Below are 17,133 nucleotides of genomic sequence, written 5' to 3'. Positions count from 1 at the left end.
ACTCCACCGTGCGCGGCGAGAGAGCGAGCGCGCGGGCGATCTCCTTGTTGGTGAGGCCGGCAACGATGAAGCCCAGCACCTCGCGCTCGCGCTCGGACAGCTGCTGATGGCGCTCGCGCGCCGCCTGGTCGGCCTGGGTCCGCTCGCGCGAGTTGACATGCTGGCGCACCGCCTGCTGCAGCGCCTCGAGCAGTTGCTCGTCGTCCACCGGCTTCTCGAGGAACTCCGCCGCGCCCGCCTTGAAGGCGCGTCGGCACATCTCCACCGTGCCGTGGCCGGTGAGCATGATCACGGGCTGGTCGACGCCCTGCGCGATCAGGGTGTCGAGCAGCGCCAGCCCGCCGATGCCGGGCATGCGCACGTCGAGCACGATGGCGCCGATGCCGCCGCGGTCGAAGCCGTCGAGGAACGCCTGTGGATCGGCCCAGGTCTGCGTCCGCAGGCCGACGGTGCCGATCAGCAGGGCCAGGCTCTCGCGCACCGCGAGGTCGTCGTCGATCAGGTGGATCAGCGGGGACAGCGTTCCGTTCATGCCGGCCGCTCCGAGTCGGCTGGGCCGGCGAGCGGCAGGCGCAGCGTGAAGCGCGCACCGCGCGGCGCGGCGTGCTCGGCGCCAAGTGAGCCGCCCATGCCGCTGGCCAGCGTCTCGCAGAGGCTCAGCCCGAGCCCGAGGCCGCCCTCGCGGGTGCTGTAGAAGGGCTCGAACAGCCGTCGCAGGGCATCGGCCGGGAAACCGGGCCCGTTGTCGGTCACGCTGAGGAAGCCCCGGCCGTTGTCGAGGCCGATCGCCAGCTGCAGCCTGCGCTCGCTGCGCGGCACCTCGTCGAGCGCCTGCAGCGCATTCATCAGCAGGTTGTGGACGATCTGCTCCAGCGCCACCGGCTCGGCCTGCACGACCACCGGCGGGTGGGCCGCATCGTCGATCGCCGGCACCACGGTCCTGCGGCCCAGTTCGGGCGCGAGCAGGTGCAAGGCGCTGCGCAGCGTGTCCCGCAGCGCCACGGGCCGCATCTCGGCCTGGCGGTCGGGCCGCTCGATCACGCGGCGCAGCCGGCCCACCACCTCGGCGGCGCGGCGCGCCTGTTCGGCGGCCTGCTTCATGGCGGAGCGCGCGGTCGCCAGTTCCGGCGGCTCCTCGTCGAGCAGCCGCCCCGCCGCCTGCGTGTTCGCAAGCACGGCCGTCAGCGGCTGGTTCAGTTCGTGCGCCATGCCGGCCGCCAGTTCGCCGAGGGCGTTGAGACGCGCCACCTGTCCCAGCCGCAACAGTTCCTCGGCGCGGCGCCGCGCGACGCGCTGGCGCCGCAAGGCGCGCGCGCCCCCCAGCACCGCCGCCATGGCGAGCGACCAGGCCGTCATCGCGGCCCAGGGCAACTCGCGCCAGGACACCCGCCGCTCGGCCACCAGCTCGAAGGCCTGGCTCTCCGAGGCCAGCACCTTGCGAAAGTCGAAGCGCCAGCCACCGTCGTCGGCGACCCGGTCGCCCGGCTGGACGACGAACTGCTGCCCGCCCTGCTCCAGCGTCACGCGCACCGGGCTGATCTTCGGGTCCATCGGCCAGTCGCGCCAGGGCACGGCGGTGGCGAGATCGATGGCGAGGGCGTAGCTGACGGGCAGTGCGCCGATCACCAGCCGGTAGCGGCCATGCGCAAAATCGTCGGCGACGAGTTCGGCACGGTGCAATTCGCGCGAGCGGGCCTCGGCGCGGGCCAGCGACGCCTGCGGCCATGCCGCGCCGGCGTCGCGCCGCTGGACATCGAGGATGGACGGATAGACCGACGACAGGCGCCGCTCGGGCCGCGCCGAGGCCGCCGCCGGCTCGAGCAAGGCCAGCGTTGCCAGCACGGCGTCGTACTGCACCACCTGCTGGCTCATGAGCCGGTGCGCGATGCGCCCGTTGACCTCGAAATCCTCGTGCAACTGCCGGATCTCGGCCCGCGCCAGCCACACCGCACCGGCGCCGGCGGCCAGCAGCCATGCGAGCCACCAGCCCCCTTGCGTTCGCAACCATTGCCTCATGGCGCGGATTGTGCCCGCGGCGCGGACCCTCCCCTGTCCGGCGCTTGCATTGCCTGCCTGCCTGCGCTCACAATCTGAGCGCCCGAGCGGCCCAACATCCCCGGGCTTCCGTATGTCAACACCCCTTCCCACTGAAGCGGCGGCGGAGTCCGCGCAGGCCTCGGCAACCCGGGTGGCGAAGCACGCCGCCAAGACGCAGCGCCAGGACATGACGCGACTCGTGCTCGGTCTCCTGAAGCCCTACCACGSCTGGCTGGTGATCGTGTTCGCCGCCATGATGGTSGAGATCGTCATGAGCCTGGCGGCCCCCTGGCCCCTCAAACTGGTGCTCGACGATGCGCTYGGCACCCACCACCTGCCGCACTGGCTCGAATGGGCGCAYCAGTGGGGCATCGGCCGCCACACGCTGGGCGTGGCGCTGTTCGCCGGGATCGCCACCGTGATGATCGCGGTCATCGGCGGCATCGCGACCTACATCGACAACTACTACACCACCAGCATCGGGCAGTGGGTCGCCAACGACCTGCGGCTGCGCATCTACGAGCACCTGCACCGGCTGTCGCTGGCGTTCTACGACAGCGCCAAGACCGGCACCCTGATGTCGACCATCACGAGCGATGTCTCGACGGTGCAGAGCTTCGCCTCCTCSTCGACGCTCTCGATCATCGTCGACATCGTCACGATCGTCTTCATGCTGGGCCTGATGATCTGGCTCGACTGGGACTTCACGCTGATCGCGGTCGCSGTCATGCCCTTCCTGCTGCTGTTCGTGTTYCGCTTCAAGAAGGCGGTSAARGAGGTCACGCGCGAAGTGCGGGTGCGGCAAAGCGAGATCGTGGCCGTGGTCCAGGAAGGCCTGGGCTCGGTGCGCGCGATCAAGGCCTTCGGCCGCCAGGATCTCGAGGTCACGCACATGGAGGCCGCCAGCCACGCGAGCACCGAGGCCGCGCTGCGGGCGCGCAAGATCAAGTCGCTGCTGTCGCCGGTGGTCGCGGTSGTGGTSGCCCTGTGCACCGGCATCGTGCTGTGGAAGGGCACGGCGCTGATCATCGCCGGCACCATGACGGCCGGCGCCCTGACCGTGTATCTCGCCTATCTCTCCAAGTTCTTCAAGCCGGTGAAGGACCTCGCCGGCATGGCCAGCACCATCGCCCAGACCACGGTGGCGCTCGAGCGGATCCAGAAGATCCTGGGCGCCGACGACATCATCCGCGAGCACCCGCAGGCCATCGATCCCGGCCGCGCCAAGGGCGAGATCASCTTCGAGCATGTGGCCTTCGGCTACGGCGACGAGCCCCCGGTGCTGCGCGAYGTCTCGTTCACGATCAAGCCCGGCCAGGTGGTCGGCATCGTGGGKCCGACCGGYAGCGGMAAATCGACCGTCGTGAGCCTGATGCCGCGTTTCTACGACCCGACCGGCGGCCGGGTGCTGATCGACGGCCTCGACATCAGCCGCCAGAAGCTGGCGGCGCTGCGCGCGCAGATCGGCTTCGTGCTGCAGGAAACGGTGCTGTTTCGCGGCACCATCGGCGAGAACATCGCCTACGGCAAGCCSGGCGCCAGCCGGGAGGAGATCGTGGCCGCGGCCAAGCTGGCCAATGCCGACGAGTTCATCAGCCGCATGCCGCACGGCTACGACTCGCTGGTCGGCGAACGCGGCGACACGCTGTCGGGCGGCCAGCGCCAGCGCATCGGCATCGCGCGCGCCGTGATCCGCAACAGCCCGATCATGATCCTCGACGAACCGACGGCGGCACTCGACACCGAGTCCGAGCGGCTGGTCATCGAAGGCCTGGAGCGGCTGATGCAGGGCCGCACCGTGATCATGATCGCGCACCGCCTGAGCACGCTTCGCAACGCCGACAAGATCATCGTGCTGAAGGACGGCATCGTGGTCGAGGAAGGCACCAACGACGAACTGGTGGCGCTCGGCGGCGTCTACGCCGAGCTGCACCGCATCCAGTACGAAAACCCCACGGCCGCAGCGGCCGCGTCCGCCTGAGGAAATCATGTCCCACCGATTGATCGTTCTGCCCGACGACACCGCCAAGCCGATTCTCGATGCGATCAACGCGGCCAAGACCGCGTTGAACATCCGCATGTTCCTGTTCACCGACGARACCCTGCTCTCGGCGGTCATTGCCGCCAAGCAGCGCGGCGTCAAGGTCCGCGTCATGTTGAACCCGGCGCGGCGCACCGGCGAGGCCGAGAACGAGGCGTCGCGCCAGGCRCTGACCGACGCCGGCATCGAGGTGCGCGACAGCAATCCGAAGTTCGACCTGACACACCAGAAGTCGATGGTCGTGGACGACCAGGCCGGTTTCGTCGAATCGCTGAACTGGGAGCCCAAGGACCTGACCGTGACGCGCGACTACGCGGTCGTCACCACGCACGACCTCGAGACGCGCGAGATGGTGGMCTGYTTCGAKGCCGACTGGGCSCACGAGGACTTCACGCCGCAYCCCGAGTCGCGGCTGATCTGGTGCCCCGACAACGGCCGCSAGCGCGTGGCCGCCTTCATCGACGGCGCGCAGCATTCGCTGTGGGTGCAGAACGAGCGCTACCAGGACACSGTGATCATCGAGCGCCTGGTGCGGGCAGCGAYCCGCGGCGTCAAGGTCCACATCCTGACCAAGCCGCCGCATTCGCTCAAGGCCGAGAAGCTGATCGAAGGGGTGGGCGGGCTGCGCATCCTGCAGGACGTCGGCGCCAAGGTGCACACCATGAAGCACCTGAAACTGCACGCCAAGATGATGCTGGCCGATGGTGAGCGCGCGATTGTCGGCTCGATCAACCTCGCGCCGGGCAGCTTCGACGGGCGGCGCGAACTGGCGATCGAGACCGACCATTCCGGCACCGTGCAGCGGCTGGCGGAAACCGCGCAGCGCGACTGGGCGTCCTCGCACAGGATCGACCTCAGCGATGCGGGCCTGATCCACGACCTGGAGAAGCGGCAGCTCGATCCGCACCAGCTCGTGCTCGATGGCAGCCACGAGTCGCAGAAGGACAAGGACAAGCCGAAGACGCACAAGGCGAAGGGCTGAGCCGTGATGGCGCGCATCGGGTTGGCGGCGGCAGCGCTGCTCCTGGCCAACGCGGCGCTGGCGGCGGGCGATGCGGAATTCGCGATCCGCTGGGATCCGGCCGAGGGCGGCCCCGGGACGCTCGAAGCGATCGCCGAGGCCCTGCGGCTTCCCGATGGGAAGCGCAAGACCTTCGAGGTCCGGTACTTCGCCGTGAAGCAGCCGTCCGGCTCGCCCGAGGGCGCCAGCGCGATCGCCCGCGAGCGGCTCTCGGAAGGCCGGATGGAGTCGATGTACAAGCTGCGCAGCCCCCGTCGCCTTCCCGGTCCGCGGGCCGCAGGCCGACTGGCGCTGCCCGTTCAAGGTCGAAGCGAAGCGCCAGAACGAGGTCGACGTCGGCTGGAGCGTCGAGGGCGCGCCGAAGAAGAATTATTCGCGCAGCTGCGAGGCCGGCGGCCATATCGCCGACCTGCTGCCGGCCCGGTTCATGGCCCAGCCGCTGGACTGCGCCAGCAGCATGCTGCGCCTGACCTCCGAGCGCATCAAGATCGAGCGCTGGAGCCTGCCCGGCGGCAGGCAGGCCTTCGAAGTGTCCACCAACGGCCGCGACACGGATGCCGACCTCGAAGCCTTCGCCGCTCGGGTGGTTCGCCCGCTGCTGGCGCTTGGCGTCAGGCCGCTCGCGCAAAGCAAGACCCAGCTCGGCAGCAGTTGTTGAGCGCGCAGGACTCAGCTCGCCGGCGCTCGCGCCGCCTCGCCCATCGTGCGGGCCATGTCGCTCACGATCCGGCGCAGCAACTCGGTCGCGGCGGGTGCCAGCATGCGCCCGTGGCGCGAGATCACGTGCGTGCGGCCCTGGTATAGCAGCGGATTCTTCATCGGCAGTTCCACGACCTCCGGCCTGTCGAGGTGAGGCGGCAGTGACATCCGGGTGCTCAGCGCATAGCCCAGGCCGGCGACGACAAAGTAGCCCAGCGCGCTGAACGAGGTGGTCGTGAGCAGGGTTGGCAGGCGCACGCCCTCGCCGATCTCGGCCGCTTCGATGTGCTGGCGCACCCCGAAGCTGCGCTTCAGCGTGGCGCCCGGATACGGCAGCAGGTCGGCCAGCTTGAGCGGCCGGCCCAGGCGCGCCAGCGGATGCGTCTCGAGCACCAGCGCCTCGATCGGCTGCGGGTGCGAGTGGTGCGAGCGCAGCCGCTCGTCCTTCGGCGGCYGGAACAGGAGGCCGATGTGGGCCCGCTCGTCGATCACCCGGCGCACGATCTCGTCGCTGCTGCCGACCTCCAGCGAGATCGTGATCGCCGGGTGCGCGCGCATGAAGGCCTGCAGGCTGTGGCGCATCAGCCAGTCGACATAGCCCTCGCCGGCGACGATGTCGATATGGCCCCGCTCGACCTTGCGGATCGCATCCATCTGCGCCAGCAGGTGCTGCTTCTGGCTCTGCTGGCGGCGCAGATAGACCGCCAGCAATTCGCCGGCGTCGGTCGGCGCCACGCCGCGTCCGCGCCGCTCGAGCAGCAGCGTGCCGCATTCCTTCTCGAGCAGGCCGACCGCCCGGCTGACCGCCGACGGGTCCATGTCGAGCACCTCGGCGGCACCCCGGACGGATCCGCTTTCCAGCACCTGCATGAAATAGCGCAAGCGCCGCGTTTCCAGCTTGTCGTCCATGCCGCCTCCCGGTGAGCGTTGCATTCAATGCAACAAAGATCCTGAATTTTAGTCATTGATGCAATGACTTCTTTCTTTGAGACTCGGTCTGCCCCCCACTTTCGGAAGACCTCAGCCTCATGACCTCCGCCACCGCCGCGCTCGCGCCCGAATCGCTGGATTCCTATCCCACGGGCAAATTCAAGCTTGTCGTCGTGTCCTTGATCGTGGTCGCCATCGCCGAGCTGATCGGCGCCACCCAGTTCAAGCTCGGCCCCGGCAAGGTGGTGCTGCTGCCGATGCTGTGGGCGCTGCTGCTGGCCGCGGTCTGGGGCATCGCCGCGCGCCGCACCCCGGCGCTGGCGCGCATCCCCGCGGGCCTGCAGTCCTACGCAGGCGGCCTGCTCAACGCCGGGCTGCTGCTGTTCATCGTCAAGCTGGGCCTGACGGTCGGCGCCGCGCTGCCGCAGGTCCGCCAGGCCGGCTGGGCGCTGGTCTTCCAGGAGTTCGGCCACGCCTTCGGCACCCTGGCGCTGGGGCTGCCGCTGGCCCTGCTGCTGGGCATCAAGCGAGAGGCCGTGGGCGCCACCTTCTCGGTCGGGCGCGAGGGCAACCTGGTCATCATCGGCGAGAAGTACGGCATGGCCTCGCCCGAGGGCCGCGGCGTGCTGGCCGAGTACATCACCGGAACCGTGCTCGGGGCGCTGTTCATCGCGGTGCTCGCGGGCTTCATCACCAGCCTCGGCATCTTCGACCCGCGCTCGCTCGCCATGGGCGCCGGCGTCGGCTCGGGCAGCCTGATGGCGGCCGCGATCGGCGCGATCGGCGCCCAGCAGCCGGYCGAGATGCTGCCGCAGCTGACGGCCATCGCCGCCGCCTCGAACCTGCTGACCACGGTGGTCGGCTTCTACTTCACGCTGTTCCTTTCCTTGCCGGTGTGCTCGTGGCTCTATGACCGGCTGGAGCCGGTGCTCGGCCGCTTCTCGAAACGCCAGCCGGCCGACACCGCGGCGCTCGACGGTGGTGTCGCTGCCGGCTCCTCGGAGCTGCCCTTTGCCGACCAGGTGGTCGCCTGGGCGGTGGTCGGTGGCGGCGTGATGATCGGCAACCTGCTGTCGTACAAGGTCCCTTTGCTGCAGTCGCTGGCCGGCATGCTCGCAGTCATGGCCGTGGTGCTGCTGGTCGGCCTGGTGAAGCGCCTGCTGCCGAAGATGCCGATGGTGCTGGTGCTCTCGCTGGTGGCCACGGTGGCCGGCATTCCCGGCCTGTTCCCGTTTTCCGACAGCCTGATCGCGCTCACCGCCAAGCTCAACTTCCTGGCCTTCACCACGCCGGTGCTGGCGCTCGCCGGCTTCTCCGTCGCCAAGGACCTGCCGGTGTTCCGCCAGCTCGGCTGGCGCATCGTGGTGGTCTCGCTCACCGCCACCGCCGGCACCTTCCTCGGCGCCACGCTGATCGCCGAAATCTTCCACTGACCCCTCCAGACGAACTGCCCCATGTACCGCGAACCCGAGATTGCCGAAGAAACGCGCGCACGAATGCTGGCCTGGCGCCATGACATCCACGCCAACCCCGAGACCGCCTTCGAGGAGCACCGCACCGCCAACGTGGTTGCCAACGCCCTGATGCTGATGGGCATTCCGGCGCACCGGGGCCTGGCCGGCACCGGCGTGGTCGGCACCCTGACGAACGGCGAGGGTCCGAGCATCGCGCTGCGCGCCGACCTCGATGCGCTCCACATGACGGAGCTCGGCGAGCACGCCCACAAGTCCACCTGCGCCGGCAAGATGCACGGCTGCGGCCACGACGGCCACACCGCGATGCTGCTCGGCGCGGCCGATCACCTGGCCCGGCACAAGCCTTTCCGCGGCACGGTCCACTTCGTTTTCCAGCCCGCCGAGGAGAACGAAGGCGGCGGCCGCAAGATGGTCGAGGAAGGCCTGTTCGACCGGTTCCCGGCAGACGCGGTCTACGGCATGCACAACTTCCCCGGCATGCCGCGTGGCCARTTCGGGATTCGCACCGGCACCATGACCGCCTACCTCGACACCTTCGAGATCGTCATCACCGGCCGCGGCTGCCACGGCGCGATGCCCGAAACCGGCGTCGACCCGGTGATGATCTCGGCCCAGCTCATCAACGCGCTGCAGACCATCGTGAGCCGGCGGGTCGGCGCCACCGAATCGGCGGTGGTCAGCGTGACGCAGATCCACGGCGGCGACACCTGGAACGTGGTGCCCGAGACGGTGGTGCTGCGCGGCACGGCGCGCACCCTGGATGCGGCCATCCAGGACAAGGTCGAGGCCGCGATGCACCAGATCTGCGCCGGCATGGCGCAGACCCACGGCGCCGGCGTGGCGCTGAAGTACATGCGCGGCTACCCGGGCGTGGTGAACACGGTCGACGAGACAGCGGCCGCGGTGGCGGCAGCCGCAAGCCTGGTCGGCGAGGCGCAGGTCCACACCGACATCAAGCCCGCGATGGGCTCGGAAGACTTCGCCTTCATGCTGCAGAAGCGGCCCGGCGCCTACATCGGCATCGGCGCCGGCGAAGGCCCCAACGACCCGCCGGTCCACAATCCCTACTACGACTTCAACGACAAGATCCTGCCGCTGGGCGCTGCCTACTGGGTGGCGCTGGTCAAGCAGCAGCTGGCTGCGGCATAGTCCGACCATGCTCTCCGTCTTCGACATCTTCAAGGTCGGCATCGGTCCGTCGAGCTCGCACACGGTCGGGCCGATGCGGGCGGCGCGGATGTTCGCGGGCGGGCTCGAGCGCGACGGCCTGCTGGCGCGCACGGCGCGGGTGCAGGTCGATTTGCACGGCTCGCTCGGCGCCACCGGGCGCGGCCACGCGACCGACGTGGGCGTGATCCTCGGGCTCTTCGGCGAGGCGCCGGACAGCGTCGACCCGGCCGCGGTGCAGCCTCGGATCGAGGCCTTGCGGCGTTCCGGTACGCTGCTGCTGATGGGGCGCCAACCGATCGGCTTCGATCCGTTGCGCGACATTCGATTCATCGGCGACGAGTCCCTGGCCGAGCATCCCAACGGCATGCGCATGGTCGCGCTGGACGCGACCGGAACCCTGCTGGCCGACCGCTGCTATTTCTCGGTCGGCGGCGGCTTCGTGGTCGAGGGCGGCGCCGGGCCGGCGCCCGCCGAGACCGGCGCCGCCCAGGTCTGGCCGCACCCCTTCCGCACCGGCGACGAGTTGATCTCCCAAGCGGTGAAAGGYGGCCTCTCGGTGGCTCAGTTGATGCTGGCCAATGAGAGCGTCTGGCGCCCGCCCGTCGAGGTGCGCGCGGGCGTTCTGCGCATCTGGGCCGCGATGCGGCAGTGCGTGCAACGCGGCCTGGGCATCGACAACCCGAGCGCCGCCGCACGCCTGCCCGGCACACTGAACATCCGCCGCCGGGCCCCGCAGCTTCACCGCGAACTGCTGGCACGCGACGCCGGCGCCGCAGCCGCCGACCCGCTCGCCGCCATGGATTGGGTCAACGCGTTCGCGATGGCGGTCAACGAGGAGAACGCGGCCGGCGGCCGCGTGGTGACCGCGCCGACCAACGGCGCGGCAGGCGTGGTCCCCGCGGTGCTGCACTACTACGAGAAGTTCTGCCCCGGCGCCTCGGACGACGGCATCGTCGATTTCCTGCTCACCGCGGCCGCGATCGGCCTGCTGTACAAGGCCAACGCCTCGATCTCGGGTGCAGAGGTCGGTTGCCAGGGCGAGGTCGGCGTCGCCTGCTCGATGGCGGCCGGGGCGCTGGCCGCCGTCCTGGGCGGCACGCCGGCGCAGGTCGAGAACGCGGCCGAGATCGGCATGGAGCACAACCTCGGCCTCACCTGCGATCCGGTCGGCGGGCTGGTGCAGATCCCCTGCATCGAGCGCAACGCGATGGGCGCCGTCAAGGCCATCAACGCCGCGCGGCTGGCGCTGCGCGGCGATGGCCACCACTATGTGTCGCTCGACGCCGTCATCAAGACCATGATGCAGACCGGCGAGGACATGAAGTCGAAGTACAAGGAGACTTCGCTCGGCGGGCTGGCGGTGAACGTGGTGGAGTGCTGAGCAAGTTCCATCGCCGTCGCGGCCCGCCGGCCGTCTACGACGACTCGAACGCGAGGTAGACCCGGCCGCCCTCGATCTTCACCGGGTAGGTGCGCAGGTCTTCGGTGAGCGGCGCGCACATCGCCTTGCCGCTGCGGATGTCGAAACGGCCCTGGTGCAGCGGGCATTCGATTTCGTGGCCCTCCAGAAAACCGTCGCACAGCCTCGCGTGGCCGTGGGTGCAGATGTTGTCGGTGGCGTGGATGCCGTCGTCGGTGCCGTACAAGGCAATGTCCCTGCCCTGCACGTCGATGCCCACCACATCGTCGGTGGGCACGTCCTCGACCGCGGCAGCGTCTATCCAAGTCATGGTGTGCATGTCGTTGAGTCTCTGTGTGGAAGATGTCAGTTGTCGGGCTTGAGGCCGGCGCGTTCGATCACGGGCTTCCAGCGGCGCAGTTCTTCGTCCATGAACCTGGACAGCGCCTCGGGCGTGCTGCCGACGGGGTCGAAGTACGCGGTCTGCAAGCGCTTTTGCGTCTCGGGGTTCTTCAGCACGGCCGCAATCTCGCGGCTCATGCGCTGCACGACCTCGGGCGGCGTACCCTTGGGTGCCATGTAGGCGAACCATGGCACGGCCTGGATGTCGGGAAGGCCCGATTCGCGCAGCGTGGGCAGGTCGGGCAGCAGCGCCGAACGCTCGGCCGACGTCACGGCCAGCGCCTTGAGCCTTCCGGCCTTGACCTGCGGCATGACCGTCACCGGCGGCAGGCAGGCGTATTGCACGTCGCCCTGGACAAGCGCGGTGACGGCCTGGCCCGAAGACGCATAGGGAATGTGCACGGCGAACGAGTGGGTCTTGAGCTTGATCAGCTCCACGCCCAGGTGCGAGATCGAGCCGTTGCCGGTCGATGCAAAGTTGAACTTGCCGGGATTCTGCTTCATGGCCGCGAGCCAGCCCTTGACCGAGTCCACGTTCATCGAATTCGACGCCGCGCACACGTTGGGCGTGGTGGCGGCCAGCGACACCGGCACCAGGTCCTTGAAGGGGTCGTACGGCAGATTCTTGAAGAGCACCGTGTTGTAGACCAGCGGTGCGTTCACCGACAGCAGGAAGGTGTGGCCGTCGGGCGCCGCCTTCGAGGCCAGGTCGGTGCCGGTGTTGCCGCCGGCGCCCGGCTTGTTGTCGACGATCAGCGGCTGGCCGATGCGCGCGGCGAGCTTGTCGTTGACGATGCGCGCCAGGATGTCGGGCGACGAGCCGGCGGCGAACGGCACCACGATGCGAATCGGGCGCTGCGGCCACGCCTGCGCATGCACGGCGTGGCCGGCGAGCACGGTACAAGCCACGGCAGCGAAGGTCCTGAGGCGGACGTGCTTCATGTGCGCACCTCCACGTCGACCATCCCGAGATGGTCCTGCTGCTCGCGGGCAATGAACCCCGCAATCAGCGCGCGGTAGCAGGCCTCGACCACTTCGGGATAGGCCCCCTCCTTCTCGGCCAGCGCCTTCACCTTGTCGATCACCTCCTGCTGGCGCTGCGGCGCCGACACCTGGAAGGCGTCGCGCTTGAAGCGCGCCGCATCCTTCACGTAGCGGCCGCGCTCGGCCAGCAGCGCGACGATCTTGCGGTCGAGCGCATCGATGTTCTCGCGCACCTCGGCCAGGTTGGCGCACAGGGGCTGGTAGGCGGGGTCCGCAAAGCGCCGCAGCGGCGCACCGTGTGTCTCGGGTTCTTTTGGCATGTCAGATCGGATAGATGATGGAGTTGGGGATCATTTCGCTGTCGAAAACGCACAAGCGCGAGGCGAACTTCAGCCCGTCCGGCGTCGGCACCACGGCATCGATGTAGCGCCCGACATTGAACACGGTCGACGGCTGGTCGAGCTTGGTGCGGAACACCGCGTAGTTGGCCTCGCTGTGGATCGTGCCGTCGTCGTCGACCGCGTGCACCGTCGGCAGGCCGACCACGTGGCGCTGATAGTAGGGGTCGTGGAACAGCGTCTCGCGAATCCCGTAGACGCGGTCTTCGAGCATGCCCCGGCTTTCGAACGAGAGCGTCGCCAGCGGCAGGCCGCGCTCGTGGTTCTCGCGCGGCTGCAGCCGGTAGCTGCACTGCTCGATGAAGAACCCGGGCCACAGGTCCCATTGGCCTGAATCGACAGCATGCGCATAGGCGGCGTAGAGGCGCGCCAGTTCGAGATAGGTTTCGGTGCCGAGTTTCATGCGTCCATCACCTCGCGCCAGTAGCGGTACATGCCGCGGATCAGCGTCTCGGTCACCATGTGGTCGGTGTTTTCGACCTCGCGGCCGCCCAGTTCAGCGAGCGTGCGATGGCAGGGCCTCTGCTCGAAGCCCTGCTGCGAGAACTCGATCACCTCGCCGTCGTCGGCCGAGACGAAGCCCGCCGGGCCGAACAGGTTGGCCTGGCGCAGCCGGCGCTGCTGCATGTCCTCGCTGTCGTCCTCGAAGCCGAAATGGGTCCAGACGAAATCGAACGCATCGTGGCCCACGGGCTGGATGTGGCGGGTGGAGACACTGTTGACCTGCTGCTGCAGGATCAGGCTCGGGAACAAGGTCATCATGACCGCGGTCGGCCCGCCCCACCAGGGCTCGGGCACGATGTCGAGAAAGCGCGGGTCCTTGAGCTGCATGCTCTCCTTGAAGCTCGACACCTGCGTCACCTGTGCGGCCTTGCCCGCGTTGCCGCGGGTGGAAATCATCGCGGCGTGGCGGCCGTGCGCGTCCATCTTGAGCTCCGACTTGTTGTCGGCGCGCCAGAGCCCGAAGGTGACGAACCAGGTGTGCAGCAGGCCCGGATGGTACGGGTCCTTGATGTTCTCCTGCATCAGCTTCCAGTTGCCGGGAATGCGCTGGCGGCTGTAGCCGAGGATCGTGAGCTTGCGGCCGTCGAACAGGCGGTCGAAGTAATGCAGGATGTCGGGGCCCAGGAAGTCCTCGAACGACTCGATGCCATGGTCGAACGACGCGAAGACCACGCCGCCGCGCGACGCCACCTTGAGCTTGTYGAGGCCGTGGTCCTCGACCTTGAAGTCAGCGGGCATGCCGCCATGCACCTTGCCGTCCTGCTTGACGCCACGGCGAAAGGGCACGCCCTGCAGGTCGCCCTTGAGCGTGTAGTTCCATTGGTGGTAGGGGCAGACGAACTCCTTGCGGTTGCCATGGCGCTCGCGGCAGAACTGCATGCCGCGGTGGGCGCAGACGTTCTCGAAGACGTGGATCACGCCCTCCTCGTCGCGCGACATGACGACCGAACGCTCGCCGATCGCCGTGCGCTTGAAATCGCCCGGGTTCGGGATCTCGGCTTCGAGCCCGACATAGCACCAGTGCTTCTCGTAGAAGAAGCGCTGCAGTTCTTTCCTGTGCAGCGCCTCGTCGGTGTAGGCCATGAAGGGAATGCGGCTGGTCTTGTCGCTTTCCCAGCGCAGCGCGATGGGGAACACGGCCTCGGCAGTCATGGGAGGTTTCCTTTCTTGTGGGGTCTTCACTTCAGGTGCCTTGCAGGTAGAAGGCATCGGCATGGGTCTTCTCGGGCACGAGGCCGCGACCGCGCACCCACTGGGTCACGGCCTCGACCATCGGCGGCGATCCGCAAAGGTAGGCGCGCCAGCCCTCGAGGCTGCCGGGCCAGTCGGCACGGATCGCATCGGTGATCAGCCCCAGGCGCTGGCCATCGCGCGCGGGGCCGCTGACGACCACCACGTGCACCTCGAGGCCGGCATGAAGCGCTTGCAGTTCGCGCAGCTCGTCCAGGCCGTAGACATCGGCGTCGGAGCGCACGCCCAGGTAGAGATGGATGGGCTGGGTGAGGCTGGCCGCGATCGCGCCCCGCACGATGGACAGGATGGGCGCCAGTCCGGTGCCGCCCGCCGCGCAGAGCATGGGGCCGCCGTGCCTGGTGCGCAGGTAGGCCGTGCCCAAGGGTCCGCTCACCCGCACCGCGTCGCCGACGCGAAGCTGTTCGAAGATGTGCGCGGTGACCCGCCCGCCGGGCACCCGGCGCACATGGAATTCGAGCTCCGCGTCACGGCTCAGGCCGGCCATCGAATACGGCCGTGCCAGGCCCGCCGCGAATTGCAGCTGCGCGTACTGGCCCGGCGAGAACTCCAGCGGCCGGTTCGGCTTCAGCCGCAGCCGGCGGATGTCGTGCGTGAGCGCATCGATGCCGGTCACCGTGGCCTTGAGGATGCGCGCCGGATGCACCACCACCTCGTCGGTTTCGGGAATCTCGATGGTGCAGCTTTCGGTCAGCGTGCTCTGGCAAGCCAGCACGTAGCGCTCGCCCTGCGCATCCGGACGGATGGCGTCCTGCCCCGCATCGAGCACCTGGCCCGACACCACCTTGCAGCGGCAGGTGCCGCAGCGCCCCGCCATGCAGCTGTACGACACCGGCACATGGTGCTCGCGCAGCACCTCCAGCAGGTTGGCGCCGGGGCGGACCTCGAGGGTCTGTCCAAGGGGTTGAATGCGCAGATCCATCGTCGGGTGTCTTGTGGCGGTCTCTCGGGGCTGGTGCGTCTCTCAGGGGAGGGATGATGCGGGGCCGATGCAGATTGACCAATAGAATCTGGYGAATCATCTTCATCACCGATATGAATAAAGGTAGGCATGCAGCTCAAGGACATCGACCTCAACCTGCTGCTGGTGTTCGATCGCATGCTGGCCGAGAAGCGCGTGTCGGCGGTGGCCGCATCGCTCGGGCTTTCGCAGCCCGCCATCAGCAACGCGCTGGCGCGGCTGCGCAAGCTGCTCGGCGACGAGCTCTTCCTGCGCACGGCGCGCGGCATGGAGCCCACCCCGTTCGCCCTGCAGCTGGCCGAGCCCGTGGCCTACGCCATGGGCGCGCTGCACACGGCCCTCAACCAGCAGGTGGTGTTCGACCCCGCCACGAGCACGCGCAGCTTCACCATCGCCATGACCGACATCGGCGAGATCTACTTCACGCCGCGGCTGATGGAAGCGCTGTCGGTCGCGGCGCCGGGGGTGAGGATCAGCACGCTGCGCAACAACACCACGACCAGCCTGCGCGATGAACTGGAGACCGGCCACGTGGACATCGCCATCGGCCTGCTGCCGCAGCTCAAGGCCGGCGTGTTCCAGCGCCGCCTGTTCCGCCAGAACTATGTGTGCCTCTTCTCGGGCACGCATCCGCTGGCGCGCAAGCGCAGCGTGTCATTGAAGGACTTCGGTTCGGCCGACCATGTGCTGGTGCAGGCCGCCGGCACCGGCCACGGCAAGGCCGACGACGTGATGGCGGGGCAAGGCATCCAGCGGAGGATCCGCCTGCGCGTGCCGCACTTCGTGGCCATCGGCCACATCCTGCGCTCGAGCGAAATGATCGCCACCGTGCCCGAGCGCCTGGCGCAGAGCATCGCCGAGCCCTTCGGGCTGGTGTGGCGCCCTCACCCGGTGGCGCTGCCGCAGATTRCCATCAACCTGTTCTGGCACGCCAAGGTGCATCGCGATCCGGGCAACCAGTGGCTGCGCGGCCTGCTATTCGACAACTTTGCGGATGGCGATTGACCGGCGCGGAAATCAGGTCTGCAAGGGCCAGCGCCCCAGCACGAGGTGCTGCCCTTTGCCGACGAGACTCCGGACCAGGACGAACTCGCGCGCCGTCCATGCGATGGGGGCCACCGATTGCTCCGGCACCACACGCGTGTCGCGCAGCAGTGTCAGGTGCGGCGTGAAGCTTCCCGTTTCGGCCGCGACGCCGTGGCTGCGCAACGCAACGCCCAGATTGAAGCGAAAATCCTGCAGCGCCTGCATCGCCTGGCTCCCCAACAGCACCAGCGGACGCTTCCTGGCACGGGCCGGAAAGCTCGTGACCCGATCGAAGCGCAGCCCGAATGCAGGACTGTCCAGGGTCTGCGCCGCCTGCCGAGCCCCGGCCACCAGGTCTTCCGGCAACACGCCGGCACGGCCCAGGTAATGCAAGGTGACATGCAGCCGCTGCGCCCCGGTCGGGGGCGTCTTCAGGCCATGATCGGCGCGCAAGCGAGTGGCGAGCGCGACCGCCCGGGCGGCGGCGGCGGCGTCCGGCTGGAGGGCGAAGAACAGGCTGTCCACCGCCCTCCGCTCATTCCCACTCGATCGTGGCCGGCGGCTTGCTGCTCACGTCGTAGGTCACGCGGTTGATGCCGCGCACCTCGTTGATGATCCGCCCCGAGACCTTCTTGAGCAGCGCATAGGGCAGCTCGGCCCAGTCCGCGGTCATGAAGTCGCTGGTCTGCACCGCGCGCAGCGCCACCACGTAGTCGTAGGTGCGGCCATCGCCCATCACGCCCACGCTCTTGACCGGCAGGAACACCGTGAAGGCCTGGCTCGTGAGGTCGTACCAGCTCTTGCCGCTCGAGGGGTCGACGAAGTTGCGCAATTC

General features: G+C 68.7%; 18 protein-coding genes. 7 read left to right on the top strand and 11 right to left on the bottom strand.

Features of this window, described 5'->3' with window-relative positions; genetic code table 11:
* Both AC1D2K_RS12750 and AC1D2K_RS12745 read right to left on the bottom strand, forming a co-directional pair.
* A partial coding sequence (locus AC1D2K_RS12750; protein WP_478089200.1) for a response regulator transcription factor occupies positions 1–532 on the bottom strand: 532 nt, incomplete at its 3' end.
* Positions 529–2,016: a sensor histidine kinase gene (locus AC1D2K_RS12745; RefSeq protein WP_478089199.1), complete on the bottom strand. Its 1,488-nt coding sequence runs from the start codon at positions 2,014–2,016 to the stop codon at positions 529–531. The genes AC1D2K_RS12750 and AC1D2K_RS12745, both read right to left, overlap by 4 nt.
* A 112-nt stretch (positions 2,017–2,128) precedes the next feature.
* Between AC1D2K_RS12745 and AC1D2K_RS12740 the strand changes: the two genes are divergently transcribed.
* The 3 genes from AC1D2K_RS12740 (at position 2,129) to AC1D2K_RS12730 (ending at position 5,757) form a co-directional block, all read left to right on the top strand.
* Positions 2,129–4,018, top strand: coding sequence for an ABC transporter ATP-binding protein (locus AC1D2K_RS12740; protein ID WP_478089198.1), 1,890 nt, complete (start codon positions 2,129–2,131; stop codon positions 4,016–4,018).
* 7 nt (positions 4,019–4,025) lie between these two features.
* Positions 4,026–5,060: a phospholipase D-like domain-containing protein gene (locus AC1D2K_RS12735; RefSeq protein ID WP_478089197.1), complete on the top strand. Its 1,035-nt coding sequence runs from the start codon at positions 4,026–4,028 to the stop codon at positions 5,058–5,060.
* A 466-nt stretch (positions 5,061–5,526) separates the two neighbouring features.
* Positions 5,527–5,757: a hypothetical protein gene (locus AC1D2K_RS12730; protein WP_478089196.1), complete on the top strand. Its 231-nt coding sequence runs from the start codon at positions 5,527–5,529 to the stop codon at positions 5,755–5,757.
* Positions 5,758–5,768: 11 nt separating this feature from the next.
* Here AC1D2K_RS12730 and AC1D2K_RS12725 read toward each other — a convergent pair whose 3' ends face one another.
* Positions 5,769–6,707: a LysR family transcriptional regulator gene (locus tag AC1D2K_RS12725; RefSeq protein WP_478089195.1), complete on the bottom strand. Its 939-nt coding sequence runs from the start codon at positions 6,705–6,707 to the stop codon at positions 5,769–5,771.
* Positions 6,708–6,826: 119 nt separating this feature from the next.
* Here AC1D2K_RS12725 and AC1D2K_RS12720 point away from each other — a divergent pair, with 119 nt between their 5' ends.
* From AC1D2K_RS12720 to AC1D2K_RS12710, 3 genes are read left to right on the top strand one after another with little or no spacing between them, the layout of a single operon-like run.
* Positions 6,827–8,161 carry a DUF3100 domain-containing protein gene (locus AC1D2K_RS12720; protein WP_478089194.1) on the top strand — a complete coding sequence of 445 codons (1,335 nt, stop codon included), beginning with the start codon at positions 6,827–6,829 and terminating at the stop codon, positions 8,159–8,161.
* 21 nt (positions 8,162–8,182) lie between these two features.
* On the top strand, positions 8,183–9,352 hold the full coding sequence (locus AC1D2K_RS12715; RefSeq protein WP_478089193.1) for a M20 aminoacylase family protein: 1,170 nt from the start codon (positions 8,183–8,185) through the stop codon (positions 9,350–9,352).
* 7 nt (positions 9,353–9,359) lie between these two features.
* Positions 9,360–10,754, top strand: a complete 1,395-nt coding sequence (locus tag AC1D2K_RS12710; protein ID WP_478089192.1) for an L-serine ammonia-lyase — start codon at positions 9,360–9,362, stop codon at positions 10,752–10,754.
* A gap of 34 nt (positions 10,755–10,788) precedes the next feature.
* Here AC1D2K_RS12710 and AC1D2K_RS12705 read toward each other — a convergent pair whose 3' ends face one another.
* The 6 genes from AC1D2K_RS12705 to AC1D2K_RS12680 are packed head-to-tail and all read right to left on the bottom strand — an operon-like array spanning position 10,789 to position 15,233.
* Positions 10,789–11,112: a non-heme iron oxygenase ferredoxin subunit gene (locus AC1D2K_RS12705; RefSeq protein ID WP_478089191.1), complete on the bottom strand. Its 324-nt coding sequence runs from the start codon at positions 11,110–11,112 to the stop codon at positions 10,789–10,791.
* Positions 11,113–11,138: 26 nt separating this feature from the next.
* Entirely contained in the window at positions 11,139–12,116 is a 978-nt protein-coding gene (locus AC1D2K_RS12700; protein WP_478089190.1) for a Bug family tripartite tricarboxylate transporter substrate binding protein, read from the bottom strand.
* The gene (locus AC1D2K_RS12695) at positions 12,113–12,478 is read right to left on the bottom strand and encodes a chorismate mutase (RefSeq protein ID WP_478089189.1); all 366 of its coding nucleotides are present in this window, start codon (positions 12,476–12,478) and stop codon (positions 12,113–12,115) included. The genes AC1D2K_RS12700 and AC1D2K_RS12695 overlap by 4 nt, the downstream gene beginning before the upstream one ends.
* Position 12,479: 1 nt before the next feature.
* Positions 12,480–12,959: an aromatic-ring-hydroxylating dioxygenase subunit beta gene (locus AC1D2K_RS12690; RefSeq protein WP_478089188.1), complete on the bottom strand. Its 480-nt coding sequence runs from the start codon at positions 12,957–12,959 to the stop codon at positions 12,480–12,482.
* The gene (locus AC1D2K_RS12685) at positions 12,956–14,212 is read right to left on the bottom strand and encodes an aromatic ring-hydroxylating dioxygenase subunit alpha (protein WP_478089187.1); all 1,257 of its coding nucleotides are present in this window, start codon (positions 14,210–14,212) and stop codon (positions 12,956–12,958) included. Before AC1D2K_RS12685 ends, AC1D2K_RS12690 begins: the two co-directional genes overlap by 4 nt.
* A 31-nt stretch (positions 14,213–14,243) precedes the next feature.
* Complete coding sequence (locus AC1D2K_RS12680) at positions 14,244–15,233, bottom strand: 2Fe-2S iron-sulfur cluster-binding protein (protein ID WP_478089186.1); 990 nt, start codon at positions 15,231–15,233, stop codon at positions 14,244–14,246.
* Positions 15,234–15,362: 129 nt separating this feature from the next.
* Between AC1D2K_RS12680 and AC1D2K_RS12675 the strand changes: the two genes are divergently transcribed.
* Complete coding sequence (locus AC1D2K_RS12675; protein WP_478089185.1) at positions 15,363–16,277, top strand: LysR family transcriptional regulator; 915 nt, start codon at positions 15,363–15,365, stop codon at positions 16,275–16,277.
* Positions 16,278–16,289: 12 nt separating this feature from the next.
* Here the strand turns inward: AC1D2K_RS12675 and AC1D2K_RS12670 are convergent, their stop codons facing one another.
* A complete protein-coding gene (locus tag AC1D2K_RS12670) occupies positions 16,290–16,823 on the bottom strand; it encodes a 2'-5' RNA ligase family protein (protein ID WP_478089184.1) in 534 nt (177 codons plus the stop codon).
* A 10-nt stretch (positions 16,824–16,833) separates the two neighbouring features.
* A partial coding sequence (locus tag AC1D2K_RS12665) for a GMP synthase (glutamine-hydrolyzing) (protein ID WP_478089183.1) occupies positions 16,834–17,133 on the bottom strand: 300 nt, incomplete at its 5' end.

The organism is Variovorax sp. P1_H12_2, from assembly GCF_056405335.1.
This window is presented reverse-complemented; position numbering and strand designations above follow the sequence as displayed.